Genomic DNA, 22,213 nt, shown 5'->3' on the forward strand with positions numbered 1-22,213 from the left:
TTCTTTCCTAACCTTACAGACCCAAGGAGGGGGCACGAATGACGGAGCCACAGACAAAGACAACCATCATGCCTGTTTCCGCCGAACGGCAGACGAAAAGCGGATTCTTTCGAAGAGCGATCCGCAGCAAAAGCGTCCTCAACTTGCTGTATTTGCCAGCGTTGATCTTATTCGGCATCTTTATTTTTTATCCGTTTATCAAAGGAATCCAAATCTCGTTTACGAATTGGGATGGCTACTCGCAGGAATACAAACGGGTTGGCCTTAGCAATTACAAACGCATGTTTACGGACCCCGATATTATCAAAGTCATCAAGAATACGATCATTTACGGCATCGGGAGTACGGTTTTTCAAAATATGATCGGGCTTGCCTACGCTTTATTTTTAAATCAAAGCATCCGGACGAGGGGCATTGCAAGAACCGTCATCTATTTGCCGGTTATCATTAGTCCGCTCATTATGGGCTATGTCTGGTACTTTTTCTTTCAATTCCAAGGCGGTGCAATTAACGATTTTCTCCTGCTGTTCCAGGATCAACCCGTGAATTTGCTCGGCGATCCCAATATTAATGTGTGGATCATTACTTTCGTGAACACCTACCAATACCTGGGCATTGCGATGGTGCTGTTTCTGGCGGGCCTGCAAACCATTCCCAAGGATTATTATGAAGCCGCAACGATTGACGGCGCAGGGGCATTCTCCCGCTTCACCAACGTCACTTGGCCGCTGCTCGCACCGTCGTTCACGATCAGTATCGTGCTCAATCTGATCGGGGGGTTGAAGCTGTTCGATATTATTACGGCGATGACGAACAGCGGTCCCGGGTATGCTTCCGCATCGTTGTCCACGCTCATGTACCAGCTTTATTTCGGCCGTCAGGACGCGGGCTATGCCGCTTCCATCGGAAATTTGATGTTCGTCATGATATCGGTAGTCAGTCTAACGTCTTTACTTTATCTGAGACGCAGGGAGGTTACAGCATGAGAAGCAGCCAAAAGTGGAAGAACTTCTATGCCCTGTTGATTTGTCTGATTCATATTTTACCGTTCTACGTCCTGATCACCACTTCTTTCAAGGCTTCGGACGATACGAGTTCCAAATGGATCATGCCCGGTTACTTATATTGGGATAACTTCCAAAACGCCTGGCGGGAGGCGAACCTGGGCAGTGCGTTTATCAACAACACGACGGTAACGTCCATATCGGTGGCTCTGCTTATCATTTTTGGTTCGATTGCCGCTTATCCTTTAGCCCGGCACCGAACAGCATGGAATAAATTTATTTACATGCTTTTTATTTCTGCCTTAATCGTTCCACCATTAACGATTCTTGTACCGCTTTACAAGTTTATGGTCGATATCGGCGGCATGAATCAATTCTGGGGCATTGTGCTGCTGCATGTTACTTTCTTTTTGCCGATTACCATTTTTCTATATACGGGTTTCATCGGTACGATTCCAAGAGAGCTTGACGAGGCTGCCATGATTGACGGAGCAGGTCGCTTCGAATTGTTTTACAAAGTTATTTTGCCGCTGCTGAAGCCGATTACGGCGACGGTGATCATTTTAGCCGGTGTCCAAATTTGGAACGACTATCAGTTCTCTGTATTCTTCTTGCAAAAGCCTGCCATGCGTACGATCACCGTAGCGCTTTCCAGCTTTTTCGGACAATATAACAACAACATCGGCTGGGTTGCTGCCGGTTCCTTTATGGGGGCTATGCCCATTGCTGCGGTATATTTGTTTCTCCAAAAGTATTTTATTCACGGGCTTTCTTCCGGAGCGGTAAAAGGTTGATTTCATCCATCTTCATTACAACGTTGTCATCATGGACTGACTTCTCCTAGCTTGGGAGGACAGTCTTTTTGACTGCGAAGCTTTCCAATTCCACAATCCAACGTATAACGCTTGCTTATTTCTAAAGGGGGGATTACAGCATGAACATTGTCGTTGCGGATGACGGCTTGGAGCTGTTAAAGCGCTTAAAGGAGAATGGGACGCATGTCGTCAGCATCATTATTGGGGACGATGAGGATTTGCCCTTTTTTGTCATCGTGCCCGAGAGCAAGCCAAATGAGAAACCAATTACGGTTGCTTTAAAATATATCGATACCAACATCCGCAGGAGACTTACTTTAACAGAAGTTTCTAAGCAGGCGAATGTTTCTCCTACCTATCTGGCTGCGCTGTTCAAGCAAAAGCTAGGACAGACCTTTCTTGCGTATTTGATTTCAAGAAAGCTTGAAATCGCTTGCGTCTTATTGCAGCGTGGCTATCAGTGCCAAGAAGTGGCCGATTATATCGGTTATGATAATCCACGGTATTTTGGGCAAACCTTTAAACGGTATCTGGGCGAGACGCCGACGGAATACCGCAGCCGGATTGTCCAATGAAAGGGATGTCAGCATCTTAATATTTTATACATTTTCGATAAGATCTCCTATCACATCTCTTCGGAGAAGTGATGTACAGTAAGGGGCAATGGGCGGCGGCCAGGTATAGTCAACAAGCTAGCGGTAATGCCGGCCAAACTGAAATCTAATGGAGGTGAAGAAGAACGGCCTGCTGGCGCAACCGGCCAAAAGCTGAATTCGGGTCCGGCTCCGCAAGAATTAAGATTCTTAACAAGGAAGATTTCGTTAGACGAAAGCAAGAAAAAAAATACTCAATGAGGGTGATATATTTGTGAAAAAGACAGTGTCACTGGTTCTGTCTTTATTGATCGGTTTGAGCGTGTTTTTCTCACCGGCAGATACGAATACCGCATCGGCAGCTGTCATGCCGACAGCTGCCGAAGTTGCGGCAAGCATAACGTCGGTTGCAGCTCCGCCTGCCGATGCGCCGTATTTGGTTCTTCCATCGGTACCCGACGGGTTTAGAATCAGGATTAATTCTACAAGCAACGCGAATGTTATTAAATTATACGGATCGATCATTCCACCGGCAGTGAATACGAACGTGAATTTGACTTTCATCGTGACGAGAACGACAGATACCCCTGTAACGACCGCTACTACCGGCAGCATCACAGTGACCGTACCCGCCAAAACGGGGAGTGCCATCTGGACCGGCTATGAAGCCGAGAGTGCGGCAATAACGAGCAATACGGCCACTCAGCCTGTTACGACAGCAAGCTGCAGCGGAACTACGCCTTGCTCCGGTACGGGCAACGGACAAAAGTTAAAGAACCTTGGGAACGGTCCGGACAGATACGTAACTTTTGAGAACGTTACCGTCCCTTCCGCAGGTCCATATTTTATGCAAATGGCTTATGGCATTGGCTCGGGATCAAGATCATTCTTTATCAGCGTCAACGGCGGCGAGCCGTCCGAAGTATCCGTGAGCGGACCCGGCACTGATTTCAATCCTATCTTGAATACGTTTACAATTATTAATCTGAATGCCGGAACGAATTCGATTAAAGTTTATAACAATACGGCATGGGCTCCCGATTTCGATAGAATCGTAATCGGCCCGGTGATTACGCCGATTGTTGCCTACTCCATGGCTGCGATCGATGGGCCAGCCGGGTCCACTGCAGCGCAAGTTGCCGCAACCATTACTTCCATTCCATCACCCGCACAAGATGCCGCCAGCTTAACGCTGCCAGCAGTGCCAGCTGGATTTACCTTGGCGATTAAAAGCTCGGATAATCCGGCTGTCATTCAAACAAACGGCACCATTTTCCCTCCGAAAATCGACACAACCGTGACATTGGTGCTGGAAGTTACGAGAACTTCCGATCAGACCACAGCGCTCACATCAAGCATTCCGGTATCCGTTCCTGCGAAAAGCGTAAAACAAGACAATACGACGGGCATTCGCTTGAAAGAACCTGCCTACAACTATGTTAGCGGAATTACAGAAGATGCCATTACGATTACATCCGGGGACACTTATATGTATACAGTCGATACGGCAGAAGGCGCAGGCCGCACCACATTGACCATAAAAACAGTGGGAGAACTGCTCAATTCAATTACGGCTGCGTCAACTGCTTCTCAAACTTACACAGTCAAGGGCGCAAAAGGGACGAAGCAAATGACGGACCCGATTGAGCAAGGCGACATTGTAACGGTAACAGCGGGACCGGATTCCCGCGAGTATGCGATAAAGGTCATCAAAGGCGCATTGAGAGGCAAGACGGAGCTCGTGGGCAGCACAATCACAGCAAATACGCCATCTGACGTCGTGCTGAATTTCTTTGCAGGGATGAGAAGTCCGGCAACAGAGGTTGCGCTCAAGGTTCCGAAGGGGATCGGAGCAACGATGGATAACACATCGGTAAATGTAATCGGCAGAGGCAAAGTGAAGCTCTCGGGACTAGCGACTCAATCTGTCGGCAGAACGGGAGCAGGATACCGATTCCCGCAGGTGGGCACGGCAGCTATTGCTAACCAAGAGGATGGAAGCCAGCTCATCACATTGAGGGGACTTGATTTAAGACCGGCCAATGGAGAGGATCTTCAAATTACATTTGAGGGCGTGACAGTGACGGCAGGCAGCTATGAATTTGCTGTTTCCTACACGACTTCCGAGCCGGAAATATTGACCAGCCCATGGGGTGGAGCAACTTTAAACGTAGTCAGCACAGTAAGCGACTTTCATCGAGTATTGGATAAGAGCCTTACGTATAAGGAAACCGCCGACACGTACACGAAGGCAAAGTTCAGCTGGAGCGCTGCCAAAGGTGCCGCTTCCATGAAATTGATGCAGTCAACGGATCAAGGAGCAACATGGACCGAGAGCAACGCTTCCGTTGGTGCACAAAGCAAAGAAGTGGAGATTGCAAACCTTGCTCCCAATACCGAGTACTACTTTAAACTCGCAGTTGCTGGAGGAGTGAACGCGGGGGACTCCAATATTGCCAAATTTTACACAGGCAAATTCAATGCCAAACTGATGGGCGCAAAAGGCGACGGTAAAGCGGATGATACGCAAGCCATCGATAACGCCATTTTGTATCTGAATGCATTAGGCGGCGGTACGCTGCTGTTCGAGAACGGCACGTTTAACGTAAGAACCGTTCATCTTCAAAGCAATGTCTACCTGTATGTCAATCAAGATGCGACCCTATCCGCTCTTAAAGGCGGGGATGCTCCGGAGACCACCTATTTCTCGGATTTAGGATATCGCTCGGGGACGTCGGCAACGTCTACAGGTCCATACAAAGATCCTGAAAATTACTTAACCAAGCAGGATGTTGGCCACCATTACTTTAGAAACAGCATGTTTTTTGGTGAACGATTAGACAATATCAAGATTATTGGCAACGGCAGAATTACAGGCAACGGCAATTTGACGACAAGCGACGGGGTTATGAATAATGCTCCGGACAATCGCAGCGATAAGATGCTTACGGTAAAACTGTGTACGAACGTTGAATTCGGCGGCCTCGATAACGGGCTTGATCTGTGGTACGAGGAGACCAATTCGCCGACCACGGACGAACCGTACTATATTCTAAGCATTGACCCGGACGGCAAAAATGAACTCAAGCAAAAAGACATCAGCAATATGCTCAGAGTGGATAGGGCGGGGCATTTTGCAATGCTTTCAACAGGTTCGGAAAATGTCAACACACACGACTTCTATTACGGGAAAGATGCGAGCGGCAGTGCCAGAGACGTATTTGACTACATGCAAACCAGCAATGTGTACGCGAAAAATATTTATGCCAAAGGCACCTCCGACGATATTGTCAAGCCGGGCAGCGACTCTTCATTAGGTTTTACAAAACCGGCAGCTAATTTCTATGTTCGCAATATTATTGGCGACACCAACTGCAATTTGTTCCAAATCGGCAGTGAAACCGTTGACGATATTAAAAATGCTTACGTGGATAATATTTATGTGTTGGCGGGAAATAAAGCCGGATTTTCCATTTCCACGAATGACGGCGCTACGGTGGAAAATATTTATTTGAATTATGGTCAAACAGGTCCAATCCACCATAAGGCGCAAATGAGACGCACACGGGCACCGTTCTTTATCTCGATATCCAATAGGGGACGTGTGATCGGCGGCGATGCCGTAAGAATGAAATGGATGGAAAACGGCGTGCAGCGTGATGAATTGTTAAGCAAAAATGTCAATATCGGACATGTCAGAAATATTTTCATTAAGGATGTCAATATCGAAGAAGTGTATGGAGGAAGCCAGTACAGCAATCCTTCCAAGAGATGGGTTCCATATACGAATCAGAGCAAGGCAACGCCGATCATTGCAGGCTACAAAGTTGGCGATGGCGGGCCGGCTCTGCCGGACGGACGCAGCATAGGCTATATCGAGAATCTGCATTTTGACAATGTGGATGTGTTAGTCAAGGGCGGCAACAGTATTGCCGATGCGGAAATTAGTCCTCCGGAGCTGGGTGTCGGCAAGTACAACATCTCAGATATTGGGGAACAGCCGTCCTACGGCTTCTGGGCAAGACATGTAGATGGTCTTACATTTACCAATGTCACGACAAGATTTGAGAAAAATGATGACCGGTATGCCATCGTGCTGGATGATGTTAAAAATGCGATCTTGGACAATGTGAAAATGGTCAAAGGGAGCGCTAACCCGAAGGTCATACAGTTAAAGGATGCAAGCAACATAACCGTGACGAATACTTCCTACTACAAAAATACATGGGGCAATCAGCTTACTGCTCTAGCAGACTTGAGCCATGTGACGGTAACAGGAAAACAAAGCTATCCGCTTGCTGTACAGGACCCGCACAATACATCGATTCAATTAAAAGCGGCAGGCCACCCGAATCTGACGAATTTAGATACGGCGGCCTTCACGATTACGGCGACTTTGGGAACCACAGTAGTTGATATGATCAACCAACTAGAATCAACGGATGGAACGGTACAAACTTACGCCATCACGGATTCGGCAAACAAAGCAAAAAATTCGGGAGTAGTTGAGGCGGGAGACCTGCTTGTCGTAACCGCTCAAGACGGGACAACGAAGAAAAGTTATCTTATTTTCGTACCGCTTGAAATTCTGCTCAAAGCCGATTCGCAGCTGAATTCAGTTGTGAAGAGCATCCCAAGCATTACGCTTTCGACTTCTTCAACGAATGGAATTAGCTATCTGCAAACGAATGCCGTACCGGTCGGGGAGTGGATTGAATTGAGTATTGCCGTTCCTGCGGCGGGTACTTATCAAGTGTCTTTCCAATATAAGACCAATACGACGGGAAGAGCTACCGTTCAGCCTTATGTCAACGGGGTTGCCAAAGGTTCCCCGGTCAACGAAAACAATGCGACGGCCAATCTGTTTATTCCGGTGGATCTGGGCCAGGTTACCTTTGCGGCTGCGGGCAGCTACCCGGTAAGATTCGTCGCAACAAGCGCAGGCTCGATCGTTATCGATTACATCAAGTTAACGGCAATCCGTGAGAGCGGTGCTACAAAGTCCGCATTAAGCGGGACGGAGAGCGTTAAAGCAGGCGAATCGTTCGATGTGACTTACGGCTTGTCGAATGTGAATGACACCATTTATGCCCAGGACATTACCTTCACGTATGATCCGGAGAAAGTGGAGTTTGTCTCCGCAGCATCCGTGAAAGACGGACTGCAGATCGTAGACCGGAAGGAAACGCCGGGTCAGGTCCGCATCATTGCGGCAAGCCTTGGAGCGGGAAATACGGTAAATAACGGCGGCGATTTACTGAAACTGAGCTGGAAAGCCAAGTCGCTCAGCCAATCGACAACAACGGCAATCGCGTTATCCAGCGTTATCGTCTCGAATGGAGAAGGCGTTGAAACCCAAGTTGAGGGCGTTTCACATCACGTATCGATCGAAGCCATGGTCACTGTCGATAAAACAGCGCTTTACAACGTCATCGCCAGCGCTCAAAGCAAGCATGATAGTGCAGTCGAGGGAGGCAGCGCCGGTCAATATCCGGCCGGATCGAAAGCTGCGCTGCAAACGGCGATCGAAAGCGCAAAAAGGTTAGCTGACAACTCAGCGTCCACGCAGCAGCAAGTGGATGAAGCGGAGGCGGCATTGAGCGCTTCGCTTGAAGCTTTCCTGGCGTCCGTCAACACCGGTGTGCGCGGAGATGTGAACGGAGACAGCAAGGTCACCGTCGGCGACTTGGCCATCGCGGCAAAATTCTACGGCAAATCGAGCGCCGATCCGGATTGGGAGCAATGTAAATCTGCCGATGTGAACGGGGACGGCATCATTGACATTACGGACCTTGCGATCATAGCCAGGGCAATTTTTGAAAATTAAAAGAGGAGTTAACGAAAATGAAAAAGCGTTCCGCTTTGTTTACGAAAATGTGTGTAATTGTCATGCTCTTTTCGATGATTATAGGCAATGTTTTCACCGTGTCTGGCGCACTTGCAGCCGGTAGTGCCAATACGGATATCAAACTGCAGGCCTCTCATCCGAATCTCGTATCTATCGCTATTACTCCAAAACGTATCATCACCGCCGTAACCGGCACAACGACGAATCAACTGCTTGCTCAGATCCAATCGGCGGACGGCTCGGCACAGACGTATGGCGTCATTGATAAAAACCGCAATCCTAAAAATAATGCCTCTGCCCTTGCGATTGACGATAAGTTAGTCGTAACGGCCGAAGACGCAGCTGCAACCGCAGAGTATACGTTAACTCTCGTCGCACAGGATGCCAATACGAGCGTTAAACTAAAAGATTCACATCCTCAAATATTGGATATAGATGCCGTCAAGCATATCGTCTATGTGATTAGCGGAGCGACTGCAAGCCAATTGACGGCTCAAATCCAATCAACGGACGGATCGATACAGAGCTATGCAGTAGTTGATTCCGCCCATAGCCCGAAAGGCTCGGCAGCGCTTGTTACAGGCGATCAATTGCTTGTAACGGCTACAGACGGAGTGACTATGGCAAGCTATGAAATCGACACGCTCTTTTCCAAAAGATATGAGAGTGAAACGGCTGCATTTACCTCTTCCATCTCAACGAATCTTTCCAACGATGCGGCTGCAAGCGGAGGCACTTACCGGCAGTTTACAGGCACGCCTAAAGTAGGCGACTGGATTGAATTTACGCTCGACGTGCCGGAAGCCGGAACATACAGTGTCACCTTCGGTTATAAAACCAATAATAACAGATCGATTTCCCAGTTATCCGTCGATGGGATATCGCTGGGCAAGCCGATAGATCAGTACGATACGATTCAGGCTTATACCCAAGTGAATCTGGGCAGCGTTAATTTCCAAGCGGCAGGAAGCCATAAATTCAAGTTTGTCATAACCGGCAAAAATACGGCCAGTTCCGCATATGCAACGACTTTCGACTTTACTGAATTGGTAAAAGTGCCGGCCGGACTATCCGACAGATCGGACAATACGGATATCCGGTTAAAGAGCACTAACCCTTATTTGACGGCGGTGAACAATACAGCCCATACGATTACGGCCGTCAGCGGCGCCACCCCTGCAGATATAATGGCGACGCTCAGTTCTACGGACGGTTCGACGCAGCTCTATTCCGTTCAGAATACAGGCAGCGGTCCCAAAACAACAGGCATGATCGTTTCAGGCGATAAAGTCGTCGTCACGGCCGAAAACGGCATGTCAGCCATATTTAATATAACCCTGGTTGTGCCGGCAGGTACCGACATGCCCTATAACGCTCCAGTCATGCTTGCTGAAAATATGTGGGTGCCATGGGCGTTAGACATGGACAGCGAAGGCACGCTGTACGTCACGGACCGTAAAGGGACATTGCATTTTATTCGCGAAGGCCAGCCGTTGTCGGCACCGATGATAACATTCCCGGACACATTCGTTACCGGCGAGAGCGGATTGCTCGGATTGGCTCTTCACCCGGATTTTGCAGCGAATCGCCTGCTCTATGTCTACCACACTTACAAGGAGGCTGGAACGAATAAAATTTATAACCGGTTGATGCGCTTGAAAGTCAACGCTGCCGGCGACAAAGCGACAGTTGATAAAATCATGCTCGATCAGCTGCCCGGAAGCGACGCCAACGGCAATCACAGCGGAGGGCGCATTAAAGTCGGGCCGGACGGATATCTGTATATCGGAGTCGGCGAAGTTTACAACCAAAATATTGCGCAAGATTTGAATAGTTATGGCGGAAAGATTTTGCGCATGACGCTGGATGGCGACGTTCCGGCAGACAATCCGTTCCCCGGCTCCTATGTGTACTCCTGGGGACACAGGAATCCGCAAGGTCTTGCCTGGGATGCTTCCGGCCAGCTTTACGGCTCCGAACACGGAGCGACTGCGCACGACGAGATCAATAAAATCATTAAAGGCGCCAATTACGGTTGGCCGATCGTTCAAGGGGATGCGGTAACGAAAGTTAACGGCGTCAATACGATTGCACCAATCCTGCATGCCGGCTCCGACACATGGGCGCCTTCGGGTATCACTTTTATCAAGAACGGTCCATGGGCAGGCAAGTTGTTGGTCACGAATTTGAGAGGCTCGCAGCTGCTGCTGGTTACGCTCGACGATAATGGCAGAGTGACCCAGCAATCTTATTTCAAAAACACCTATGGCCGAATCCGGGACGTGTTTGAGGATCGGAAAGGGAATCTGTATTTTTCGACGAGCAATCGTACGGGCACAGGAGCGAAACCCGCTGCAAACGACGATCGGATCTTTAAGTTGACTCCGAAGTTTGTGGTCGATGCCAAGTTAACTGCCGAACTAAAAGGAGGCGGCAGCGTTCATACCGGCGGAACTTTCGATCTGACCTATGGCCTGCTTCATGTTAAGGATGGCATTTTAGCGCAGGATATTACGATAAACTTTGATCCTGCCAAGGTACAATTCTTATCGGCGGAATCCTTAAGAACCCATCTCGTCATCGTTGATACCAAGGTGTCCGGCGGTAAAGTTCGAATTCTGGCGGCAAGTCTGGGCGAGAACAATGCGGTGAATACCGACGGTGCGCTGCTGAAGCTTCATTGGAACGCATTAGCGCAAACCGCATCTACGACATCGCAAATCACCTTGTCCAATGTCGTTGTTGCAGGCGATGGGACGAACGGGAATGGAGAAGTCACGCCTGAAGGAGTTGGAGCGCAAGAAAATATCGAAATTGTTTATATCGATAAGGCCGCATTGAACACCTTGATTGCAGATGCTCAAAACAAGCACAATGCAGCAGCCGAAGGCAGCGGCATCGGTCAATATCCAGCAGGATCGAAAGCGGCCCTGCAGACGGCAATTAATCTTGCTAAGGCAATTGCTGATAGCGCATCGGCTTCGCAGCAGCAAGTCGATCAAGCGAAAGCGGATTTGGACGCTGCTGTGCAAACCTTCCTTGCTTCGGTTATCACTGGAGTACAAGGAGATGTGAATGGCGATGGAAAAGTCACGATTGGCGACTTGGCTATTTTGGCAAGATTATACGGCAGGTCATCCGCCGACCCGGATTGGGAGCTTAATAAGTTTGCCGATCTCAATGGCGACAACAAGATCGACATCGAAGATCTTGCTATAATCGCAAGAAAGATTTTGGAACAACAATCATAATTGAAGGATTTGGTCGGGGAGAGTATATCCTCTCCCCCCAAAAAATATAAATGAAGGATTTGATGCTCAATGAGCTATGTCAAAAATTCTAAAATGATTAAAGTCATGTTTTTAACGCTCTTTACATGTGTAATGCTTCTTGGTAGTGCATTCGCCTCTCAGCAAGCACAAGCGGCAAGCTCCAATACGGATATCCAGTTGAAAGCTGCCGGCCATGTCAATCTGTTAGCCGTTAATTTAGCGCAGCGTAAAATCGGATTAATAGCCGCAACGACGACCGCCTTACAACTGAAGTCACAAATTGAATCGACGGACGGTTCGCAGCAAGCTTATGCGGTTCAGACTGCAACTGGAACTACCAGAGCGGATGGGAGTGCTGTGGCCTTCGGAGACGTGTTAATCGTAACGGCGGCAGACGGCGTGTCGAAAACGACATACCGGACGGCAACGTTAGCGACAGTTTCAAATTCGTATATCGAACCGAGATCGTCTGGAAGTTCTAACCTTGTCGCCGTTTATAATAAAGGCCTTACAATAACGGCTTATAAAGGCACTACTGTTGCCAACCTGCTTGATCAGGTTGAATCGTCCGACGGGACGGCGCAGACTTATGCCGTAACGGATGCAGCCGGCGCTGCAAAAAGCGCAGGCGCTCTTGCGGCAGGAGATAAATTGGTAGTTACTTCGCAAGACGGTACGGCAAGTTTTACATTTACGATTCTTTTGGTGGACTTTGTCCGTGAATTGGACACGGCTTCAACGGCGTTCGGTCAATATACGTTGTCACAGGGCTTAACGACATCTGTTTTTTCGGCAGGTGCAGGTGTCAATAATTTTGCTCAAAATTCAGCCTCAAACGGAACGCATTTACAAGTCGCATTTACAGCGATCGGCCAATGGATTGAAATGACGGCAAATGTTCCGGCAGCTGGAGAATATGAAGTGAATTTAGGCTTTAAGAAAAATAACGGCAGAGGAAATCCGCAGTTATCGATCGATGGTGTCAATCAGGGCCCTTTGGTAGATGAGTATATCGTCACTACAGATGCAGGAATGTATATGGCAAATCTCGGCAAGGTTCAACTATCAGCAGGCAATCATACATTAAGGTTCACATTAATGGGTCGTACGGCGGGGACGAGTTACACCGTTTCTCTCGACTTCCTCGGATTCACGCTGCAAAGCGCAGCGCCGATAATTGTCAGCGTCACCCCGGCAGATGTTGCAACGGTTGCAGGGACAGCACCAGTACTGCCTTCGAAAGCAACGGCTGTATACAGCGACGGCTCGAGTCAACAAGCGGACGTAGCTTGGGAAAGCATCAGCCCAGCCCAATATGCGGCGGCGGGAAGCTTTACGGTGTATGGAGCGGTAGCCGGAACAACGATTAAAGCAGCGGCTAATGTCACAGTAACCTCTGCACCTAAGACTGCCGCCTTATTAAGCGGAACAGGCAGCGTCAATGCCGGAGATACGTTTGAATTGACTTACGGTTTGAGCAACTTGAAGGAAGACATTTATTCGCAGGATATTACCTTGACGTACGATCCGTCGAAAGTAGAATTTATTTCCGCAACGTCTTTAAATTCCACGGCAAATGCCATTTATACAAAAGCATCAGGAGCAAATACAGTTCGAATTCTAATGGCAAGCTTGGGAGAGAACAATGCGGTAAAAACCGGCGGAAATCTGTTGAGCGTGAAATGGCAAGTCAAGCCGCTCACGGGATCTGCTCAAACAGCAATCGCTTTATCCAACGTGATTATCGCTAATGCAGCCGGAGAAGAAACAGCTTTAGACAGCGTTTCTCATAACCTATCGATCACTTATACGCCAACAGTCGATAAAACAGCGTTGAACGCAGCTATTGCAAGCGCTCAAAGCACATACGACGGAGCTGCAGAAGGCAACCAGCCTGGTCAATATCCGGCAGGATCGAAAGCAGCTCTGCAGACGGCTATCCATAACGCTATGGCAGCTGCTGATAGCGCATCGGCTTCGCAGCAGCAAATCGATCAAGCGAAAGCGGATCTGGACGCTGCTGTGCATACATTCCTCGCTTCGGTTATCACCAGAATACCTGGAGATGTAAGCGGAGACGGTAAGGTTAGTGTCGCAGATCTGGCGATTGTAGCTAAATACTATGGAAAATCGAACACAGACGCGGATTGGAATACTTGCAAGTTTGCGGATCTGAACGGCGACGGCAAAATTGACATTGAAGACCTCGCCATTATTGCAAAATTAATGCTCAATTTCGAATAATTTCAAAGTTCCAGGGGATGGTATCATGGCCATCCCCCCATTTAAGGCAATCAAAGAAGCGAATAAAATGGGAGGATGAGTATGTTTAAGATACTAAAAATGCCGACCGCCGTTTTGCTTTCTTTTTTCATCTTAGTAAGCGGTTTAATCTCGATGTTTGCCGTTCCGCCGCAAGAAGCGAAGGCTTCGGATAACGGCTTGGCCCAAAAGCCGATCATGGGCTGGAGCAGCTGGAGTTTTATCAGGAAGGATCCGACGGAAGCGAAGATTAAAGCGCAAGCCGACGTATTGGCCGCAAAATTCAAGTCGCACGGTTACGAATACGTAAATCTAGATGACTTCTATATGTTGAATTGGACGACGAATGTTGATACCTATGGAAGGTGGGTCGTGGATCCTGCCAGATTCCCGAACGGTATGAAGGCATTGGGTGATTACATCCATAGTTTGGGGCTGAAATTCGGCATTTATGTAACGCCGGGCATTCCCAAAGGCGCAGTGGATAAAAACACGCCGATTGAAGGAACGCCTTATTATGCCAAAGATATCGCCGATACGACCAAAACGGAAAAGAATTATAACTACAAAAACATGTATTACATCGATTATTCAAAGCCGGGCGCTCAAGAATTCATCGACTCGTGGGCACGATTATTTGCTTCGTACGGTGCGGATTTTCTTAAACTCGACGGCGTTGGGGACTTTGATATTCCAGATATCGAAGCATGGTCCAAGGCGTTGAAAAATTCGGGAAGACCGATTCATTTGGCGTTGTCCAATAGTTTAAACATCAATTATGGGGCTACATGGAAGCAGCTGGCCAACGGATGGAGAACGCAAGGAGACGTAGAATGCTACTGTGCCACGTTGACGGATTGGAGCCATGTTTCCGGCAGATTCAATACGGCGGCGAATTGGGCTCCATATGCCGGTCCGGGAGGTTGGAGCGATTTTGATTCCATTAACGTAGCTAACGGAGCCAATGACGGGTTGACCGATGACGAGAAACAAACGTATGTGAGCCTTTGGGCGATCGGGGCATCCCATTTTTACTTTGGCAGCGATCTCACGAATCTCGACGATTACGGCGTGAGATTAATGACAAATGACGAAATTATTGCCGTTAACCAGAGCGGCGTTGCGGGTAAACGGCTTTCGAATTCATCGTCAGCGCAAGTGTTTTACCAGAAACTGCCGGACGGTTCGTTTAACGTGGCCTTGTTTAGTACGGGAGGATCAAGTGCGAATGTTACCGTCAACTGGTCGGATTTGGGCATTCAAGGCCCGGCATGGGTAAGGGATTTGTGGAGTCACTCAGAGCAGGGCACTTTTAACACCGGCTATTCGGCTGCCATCGCTTCGCATGGGTCAAGAGTGATAAAGGTAACTCCGCTATCGGCGCTGACGGTCGTGCCGGGTAACGGTGCCATGGATATCGATACGGCTGCGCCCGTAAATTTCAGTTGGGCTGCTGTGCCTAATGCAGACAGCTACAGATTAACGATTGCAGATGATTCCAATTTTTCTAAAATCGTATTTAACAACACCGTAAACACTGTATCAAAAGCCGTGACCGGTCTTCAAAACGATAAGCAGTACTTCTGGAGAATTTCGGCTATTGCAGGAGGAAATGAACAAATCATCGGAACCTTTATGTTCTATACGAAGCTCTCGGTGCCTCCGGCAGCTCCAAGCGGGGTATCGGTTGCCCGGACTTCCGCCAGCGCAGCAAAATTGAAATGGAATAATACGTTCGGTGCTTCCTCTTATTCTGTTTATAAGAAATCGGCTGATGCCGAAGGCAGCGGGCCGTATATTCAAATCGCTTCGGGAATAACTGCTTTGGAATATACGGATTTAAACGCGCCGATGGATACGAAATATAACTACACGGTCACGGCAAGCAACTCCAACGGGGAAGGCGTACCATCCCTGGCAGCGTTGTTAGCGGATCGAACGCCGGCGGAAATCGCCGCAGGCATTACGTCCCTGCAAGCACCTTTGCCGGATGCGACTTCTCTGGCATTGCCCCTTGTGCCGGCGAATTTTACGGTTGCGATCAAAAGCTCGGATAAACCGACTGTTATCGGAGTCGACGGCAGGATTGTTCCGCCGGTTAATCCGGCTACTGTGACGCTTGTATTGGAGATTACTCGCACTTTCGATAATTCCAAAGCGTCTACCGCTGCCCTTCAAGTCGTCGTTCCGGCCAAGAGCACGATCACTTCATTCTATGAGGCGGAGAACGCAACCCTTGGCAGCACGACTACGAAAGTATCCAGCTGCACACCTTGTTCCGGCGGCAAAAAGGTAGGATATATAGGCAATAATGCAGCCAATTATGCTTTATTTTCGAATATCAATGCCCCGGTCGCAGGTTTATACAACTTGAGAATCGACTACTTGACGGGCGCGCCTAGATCTTTCTTTATCAGCGTCAATAACGGTGCAGGCTTGGAAGTGCCGCTAAACGGCCCTGATTTCAATACGGTTTTATCTGCGATGATATCGATTGAGCTTCAAGCAGGCAGCAACACGATTAAATTTTATAATAATACGGCCTATGGCCCGGATCTTGACAGAATCGGCATCGGGGAAGCCAATGCAGCTACAGTTGCCTCTAAAATAACGTCGATTACCGCGCCGGGGAAAGATGTTAGAACATTAGCACTTCCCGCAGTACCTGCCGGATATGCGATCAAGATTAAGAGATCGGATAATTCCGACGTCATTCGTACGGATGGAACGATTATTCCGCCAGATATGGATATGGCGGTAACGCTTGTGTTGGAAGTGACGAAAGTTTCGGACGGTTCCACATCGGAAACGGGGGCCATTCAAGTGGTTGTGCCTGCAAAAAGCAATGCCGTTCTAACTTCCGCCCAGGTTGCGGCCGGGATTACGGCGATTGCGGCTCCGGCCAAAGATGCCGTATCGTTAACGCTTCCGTCTGTGCCGGCAGGCTTTATTATCGGAATTAAAAGCTCGGATAAGCCGGATATTATCGGTCTGGATGGAACAATTACCCCTCCGGATACCCCGGCAACGGTTACGCTCGTTCTGGAAGTGACGGACACCACCGACTATTCGTCAACTACAAGCACCGCAGGCATTCAAGTGACAGTGCCGGCGAAATCCAAAGATCAGCAGTCGGATACGGTATATCTCAGCGATCTGAACTGGATTTCCGCGACCAGCGGCAGCAACAGAGTCAATAAAGACCGGAACGAACAAAGTACCGTTAACCCAATTAAAATAAACGGGGTTCCATATGCCAAAGGGATCGGAACGCACGTCGATTCGGAAATCATTTACAAGTTGAATGGCCAGTTCGCAAGATTTAAAGCGGTCGTAGGTCCCGACGATTATACCTTGACGAATCCGAATAAACCGACCGCCGTGCAGTTCTATGTTTACGGCGACGGACAGCTGCTGTTCGACAGCGGCATCATGCGGACCAACCCGTACACGCTTCCGAAAGAGATTGATGTCGGCACTGCCGGCGTCAATGAACTTAAATTAGTCGTTCTTGGCCGTGCGGATGGAGCAAATCCAAGAGTTAGCGGTTCAAGCGATTGGGCGGATGCCCGCTTAATCAAAGGGTCCCAGCCACCCGCTTCTCCGCAGGTTACATTGAATGGAAGTGACAGCGTCAATACCGGCGGTTCATTCGATCTGACGATTGGGGCGCAGCAGGTGAAGGGCAGTATTTACGGCTACGATCTCGCGATTGAGGTTGACCCGTCCCAAATCGATGTATTATCAGCGAAAGCTTTGAAAGACGGACTCATGATCGTGGATAAAAAGACGGCTTCCGGCCAGCTGCGCATCCTTGCTGTTGCCATCGGAGACGACAAAGCAGCAAGCGCAAACGGCGATCTGCTAGTTATTCACGGCAAAGCGAAATCACTTGCGCAATCCGCAACCGCGAGCATTCGCGCAACGCTGGTTGTCGCAAACGGCGATGGAGCTGAGACGCAGCTTGACGGCGTGTTCCACGACTTGCACATCACTTATGTCGATAAAGCGCTGCTAAACGATCTGATTGCCAGCGCGCAATCTACAGTGAACGCAGCGGTGGAGGGCACACAGCCAGGGCAATATCCGGCAGGCTCGAAAGCTGCGCTGAGCGCGGCGATCGAGAGCGCGCAAGCGGTAGCCGGCAATTCCGCAGCTTCTCAGCAGCAAGTCGAGCAAGCCGCAGTTGACTTAGGCGCAGCGCTTCAAGCGTTCAAGGCTTCGGTCATTACCGGCATTCCGGGGGATGTGAACGGGGACGGTAAAGTGAGCATCGGAGACTTGGCCATTGCAGCGAAGTACTATGGAAAATCGTCTGCAGATAGCGATTGGGATCAATACAAATTCGCGGATCTTAATCATGACGGCGTCATCGACATTACCGATCTTGCGATGATCGCTCAGAAAATTCTCGACGTTGAGTAATGTAATGAAGGTTTGATAGCAATTCAATTAAAGGCAAGCACCGCTAAACAACTCGGTGCTTGCCGATCCATGAAAGCGGGTGAATGGGAAAATGATGAAGCGGAAATGGTTCATACTGATCGTTCTTTGTTTGATGATTGCACAAATTTTGCCGTTTTCGGGTGCGCTTGCGGCGGAAGATCAATCGGTCGTAACAGTTGCTGTGCCTGACGGTACAACCAATTTGCAGGCACCGCAAAATGCGTTTTCTCCTCCAGAATCACAAACGGATAGTTCCGTGCTCTTACTGTGGGATAAACCGGCAAATATTTATAGCATCCCCAATTTTGCTAAGTATGTCGTTTACAGGGACGGCGTGCAAGTCGGCGAAACGACCCAAATGGGATACTCGGTTTCGGGATTATCCCCTGGCACTTCTTATACGTTCACACTAAAGACGAGGGATACGAGCGGAAACTTGTCTGAATCAAGCTCTGGATTAACGATCCGGACGAAAGCTTCCGGCCGTACGTTGAATGTTGAGGATTACGGAGCCGTTGGTGACGGCTCTACAGTCAATACAGCGGCGATTCAAAAAGCGATCGACGAATGTCCGGAAAGCTGTACGGTTTATATTCCACCTAATAAAACCTTTTTGAGCGGGGCGTTGTTCCTGAAGAGCAACATGACGATAAAAATCGACGGTACGCTGAAAGGAACGACGAATCTTAGCGATTACCCGGTCATCCCGACCCGCTTTGAAGGATTCGAGCTGGACGGCTACGCCTCTCTGTTGACACTCGGACGTCGGGATGCGAAAGGTCCGTACAACATTTCCAATGTCGTCATCTCCGGCACAGGAACGATCGACGGAAACGGACTGGATCTTGGAAACGCCCAAAAAGCGAAATTAGGCAACAGAGCGCGCGGACGCGCAATCATGATGATGAATGCGCAGAACGTATACGTCAAGGATTTGACCGTAAGCTACGGTCCGGCATGGACCACGCATTTCATCTACAGCGATCATGTTACCTTCGATAATGTAAAGCTCATTTCCAAAAATGCGTCCTACCGGATAGCCAACGGCGACGGGATTGATCCGGATTCATCGACAAATGCGAACATTTTCAATTGTTATTTCCATACCGGTGACGATTCCGTAGCGATCAAATCGGGCAAAAACTTGGAAGGCTACAATCTGGGCATTCCAACGGAATACATCCGGGTCACCGATAATGTGGTCGACGGCTCCAACGGCGGTTATGTGATCGGCAGTGAAATGTCCGGCTCGGTCAGACACGTGCTGATTCAAAACAATTCCGTTAGCTCGATCAGCTGGGAGGGCATCGATATCAAATCGAGCGCCGGACGCGGAGGCATCGTTGAGGATGTAACGTTTAAAGATATTACCATTTCCAAGACGAGATTGGCCGTCAGACTTTCGGCAAATTACTCGGTCAACAACGACGGTGCTACGGCACCGGTTCTGCCGATTTTGAGGGATATTCACTATGAAAATATCGTCACGGGTCCGGGCACGAATGGCTCTGCTTTGGAGATTACGGGCCTGAATGGCAGCAATGTCCAAAATATAACGATGAAGAACCTCAATCTGAAGGGTACGGCCGGAGCGATCGTCAATTATGCTGATTCGATTTCTTTCGATAATGTGAATGTTACGGCAACAAGCGGCCCGGCATGGACCGTATCGAACTGGGCGAATATCCAAAGCTCGAATCCGGCGATTCAGCCGTTAGCCGTTCATCCGAACATTCAGCAATTTGATACGGCAGGACGCGTCATTACGGCGCTTACCGGCACAACATTCGGCCAGCTGATCGCTCAACTCTCCGGTGTGGACGGGGCAGTCCAAAATTACGCCTTAACGGACGCAGACGGCAGAGCCAAACAAGCTTCGGATGTGCTGGCGGCCGGAGATAAGCTGATCTCATCCGCCAAGATCGGAAGCGCTAACGCTGTCTATATGATCCTTGTTGCGTCAGATGCAATGATCCAGCTGAAAGCTAGTCATCCGAATGTGACCGCACTGGATCTTGCGGCGCACTCTCTTTCCGTAGTGCCTGGAACTACTGGTGCGGATCTCGTCACTCAAATCGAATCTCCGACAGGCTCGGTGCAGACATATACGGTAACGGATTCGGCAAACGCGCCAAAAGCTTCGGGCAATTTGGTTAGCGGCGATATTTTGGTCGTGACCGCTCAAGATGGACTAACGAAAAATTATTATACGATAAATGTGTTAAGCATCTCGAAAATTTACGAGGGTGAAACAACAGCGTTTGTAACCTCGGGCCTGGGAACGAGCACCGCATCGGATGCGGCTGCAAGCGGCGGATCATACCGTCAATTTACCGGAACTCCGGCGGTAGGCAACTGGTTGGAATATACCGTTAACGTACCTGCGGCCGGTACCTACAATGTTATTTTCAGTTATAAGACAAATAATAATAGAGGAACTGTACAGTTATATATCGACGGAAATGCGCAAGGCGCTCCGGTCGACGAATATGCAAGCGCGCAAGGGTTCGCTTCGGTGAATCTTGGCAACGTAACTTTCGCTGCAGCCGGCGATCATAAGTTCAGATTTGTGATTACCGGAAAAAATGCAAGCAGCAGCGCTTATGCGGTGACATGGGATTCTATTCAATTGGTTTCTGTAAACGCGGTCATACAAAGCATTACGCCTGTCCAACTGGTTACAGAAACGGAAATCATGCCTGATCTCCCAGCGCTTGTTACTGCGGTGTACAGCGATAACTCGACTAAGCAAGCAGCTGTTGCTTGGGATCCTATTGCCCCCTCCCAATATGCAGAGCCTGGAAGCTTTACGGTTGAGGGAAAAGTGGCGGGCACTTCGATCAAGGCTGTTGCAACAATTACGGTAACGGAAGCCGCACCAGGAACCATTGCCAAGAGAATTGCATCGCTCCCTGCCCCTGAACAAGGCGCGACGGTCTTGGAGCTGCCGACCGTACCTGACGGATTCGAGATTAAGATTAAACAATCGGATGATCTGTCGATCATCAAAACGGATGGAACGATCATTCCTCCGAGCGAGAATAAAACGGTGAACGTCGTTCTGGAAATTACCAGATTGTCCGACGGAGCGGTCGCAGTTACCGACGTCATTCCGGTGCTTGTGCCTGGCGTGCAGGTCTCTGTTGCGCCGCAAGTCACCTTGCACGGCACAGACAGCGTCTACGCAACCGGTCCGTTCGATCTGACGGTCGGAGCGCAGCATGTAAAGGGCAGCATCTACGGTTACGATATCACCGTCCATTACGATCCTGCCAAAGTCGATTTGCTCTCAGCGGATGCTTTGAAAGACGGTCTCGTGATCGTAGACACGAATGCGGTAACCGGCCAACTTCGTATCCTTGCAGTTGCTATCGGAGACGATAAAGCTGCGAATGCGAACGGCGATCTGCTGGTCATTCACGGCAAAGCGAAATCGCTCGCGGAACCGGCTGCTGTAAGCCTCGGCGCAGCTTTGGTTGTCGCGAACGGCGATGGTGCAGAAACGCAGCTCGGCAGCGCGTCCCACGACTTGCAAATTACGTACGTGGACAAAGCGGCGCTGAATGCTCTGATTGCCGAAGCGCAAAATACGGTTAACGCAGCGGTGGAGGGCACACAAACGGGTCAATATCCATCGGGATCGAAAGCTGTGTTGAACGCGGCGATCGACACTGCGAAAGCGGTGGCAAGCAATCCTTCCGCTTCGCAGCAGTTAGTAGAACAGGCTGCAGCAGCATTGAGCGCAGCGCTCCAAGCATTCAAGGCTTCGGTCATTACCGGAATTCCGGGAGACCTGAACGGTGACGGCAAGGTCAGCATCGGAGATTTGGCGATTGTGTCCAAATTGTACGGGAAAACATCCACAGACAGCGATTGGGATCAAAGCAAATTTGCCGATCTCAATCATGACGGCGTTATCGACATCGTGGATCTTGCGCTTATCGCTCGGAAAATTCTCGACGCGCAGTAAGGC

General features: G+C 49.3%; 8 protein-coding genes. All 8 read left to right on the forward strand.

All coding sequences use genetic code 11. The features are described 5' to 3' along the window. The first annotated feature begins 68 nt into the window (after positions 1 to 68). The 8 genes from GC097_RS31190 to GC097_RS31225 all read left to right on the forward strand — a co-directional run bounded on the left by GC097_RS31190 (position 69) and on the right by GC097_RS31225 (position 22,210). Positions 69 to 986, forward strand: coding sequence for a carbohydrate ABC transporter permease (locus GC097_RS31190; protein ID WP_171687195.1), 918 nt, complete (start codon positions 69 to 71; stop codon positions 984 to 986). Next, positions 983 to 1,798 carry a carbohydrate ABC transporter permease gene (locus GC097_RS31195; RefSeq protein ID WP_171687158.1) on the forward strand — a complete coding sequence of 272 codons (816 nt, stop codon included), beginning with the start codon at positions 983 to 985 and terminating at the stop codon, positions 1,796 to 1,798. The genes GC097_RS31190 and GC097_RS31195 overlap by 4 nt, the downstream gene beginning before the upstream one ends. 140 nt (positions 1,799 to 1,938) lie before the next feature. Continuing rightward, positions 1,939 to 2,394 carry a helix-turn-helix transcriptional regulator gene (locus tag GC097_RS31200; RefSeq protein ID WP_171687159.1) on the forward strand — a complete coding sequence of 152 codons (456 nt, stop codon included), beginning with the start codon at positions 1,939 to 1,941 and terminating at the stop codon, positions 2,392 to 2,394. A gap of 292 nt (positions 2,395 to 2,686) precedes the next feature. Then, positions 2,687 to 8,239: a cohesin domain-containing protein gene (locus tag GC097_RS35120; RefSeq protein ID WP_171687160.1), complete on the forward strand. Its 5,553-nt coding sequence runs from the start codon at positions 2,687 to 2,689 to the stop codon at positions 8,237 to 8,239. A gap of 17 nt (positions 8,240 to 8,256) precedes the next feature. After that, positions 8,257 to 11,511 carry a PQQ-dependent sugar dehydrogenase gene (locus tag GC097_RS31210; protein WP_171687161.1) on the forward strand — a complete coding sequence of 1,085 codons (3,255 nt, stop codon included), beginning with the start codon at positions 8,257 to 8,259 and terminating at the stop codon, positions 11,509 to 11,511. A gap of 132 nt (positions 11,512 to 11,643) precedes the next feature. Then, entirely contained in the window at positions 11,644 to 13,776 is a 2,133-nt protein-coding gene (locus tag GC097_RS31215; protein ID WP_171687162.1) for a cohesin domain-containing protein, read from the forward strand. An 81-nt stretch (positions 13,777 to 13,857) separates the two neighbouring features. Next, a complete protein-coding gene (locus GC097_RS31220) occupies positions 13,858 to 18,219 on the forward strand; it encodes an NPCBM/NEW2 domain-containing protein (RefSeq protein ID WP_171687163.1) in 4,362 nt (1,453 codons plus the stop codon). 91 nt (positions 18,220 to 18,310) lie between these two features. Continuing rightward, positions 18,311 to 22,210 carry a glycosyl hydrolase family 28 protein gene (locus tag GC097_RS31225; protein WP_171687164.1) on the forward strand — a complete coding sequence of 1,300 codons (3,900 nt, stop codon included), beginning with the start codon at positions 18,311 to 18,313 and terminating at the stop codon, positions 22,208 to 22,210. Positions 22,211 to 22,213: the final 3 nt, after the last annotated feature.

Origin of the sequence: Paenibacillus planticolens (assembly GCF_013141725.1) — a bacterium.
GTDB classification, from domain to species: Bacteria; Bacillota; Bacilli; order Paenibacillales; family NBRC-103111; genus Paenibacillus_E; species Paenibacillus_E planticolens.

Excerpts from the sequence above, each read along its gene's own strand:
- GC097_RS31190 (WP_171687195.1), top strand. The coding sequence starts at position 69 with ATGCCTGTTTCCGCCGAACGGCAGACGAAAAGCGGATTCTTTCGAAGA.
- GC097_RS31195 (WP_171687158.1), top strand. The coding sequence starts at position 983 with ATGAGAAGCAGCCAAAAGTGGAAGAACTTCTATGCCCTGTTGATTTGT.
- GC097_RS31200 (WP_171687159.1), top strand. The coding sequence starts at position 1,939 with ATGAACATTGTCGTTGCGGATGACGGCTTGGAGCTGTTAAAGCGCTTA.
- GC097_RS31210 (WP_171687161.1), top strand. The coding sequence starts at position 8,257 with ATGAAAAAGCGTTCCGCTTTGTTTACGAAAATGTGTGTAATTGTCATG.
- GC097_RS31215 (WP_171687162.1), top strand. The coding sequence starts at position 11,644 with ATGCTTCTTGGTAGTGCATTCGCCTCTCAGCAAGCACAAGCGGCAAGC.
- GC097_RS31220 (WP_171687163.1), top strand. The coding sequence starts at position 13,858 with ATGTTTAAGATACTAAAAATGCCGACCGCCGTTTTGCTTTCTTTTTTC.
- GC097_RS31225 (WP_171687164.1), top strand. The coding sequence starts at position 18,311 with ATGATGAAGCGGAAATGGTTCATACTGATCGTTCTTTGTTTGATGATT.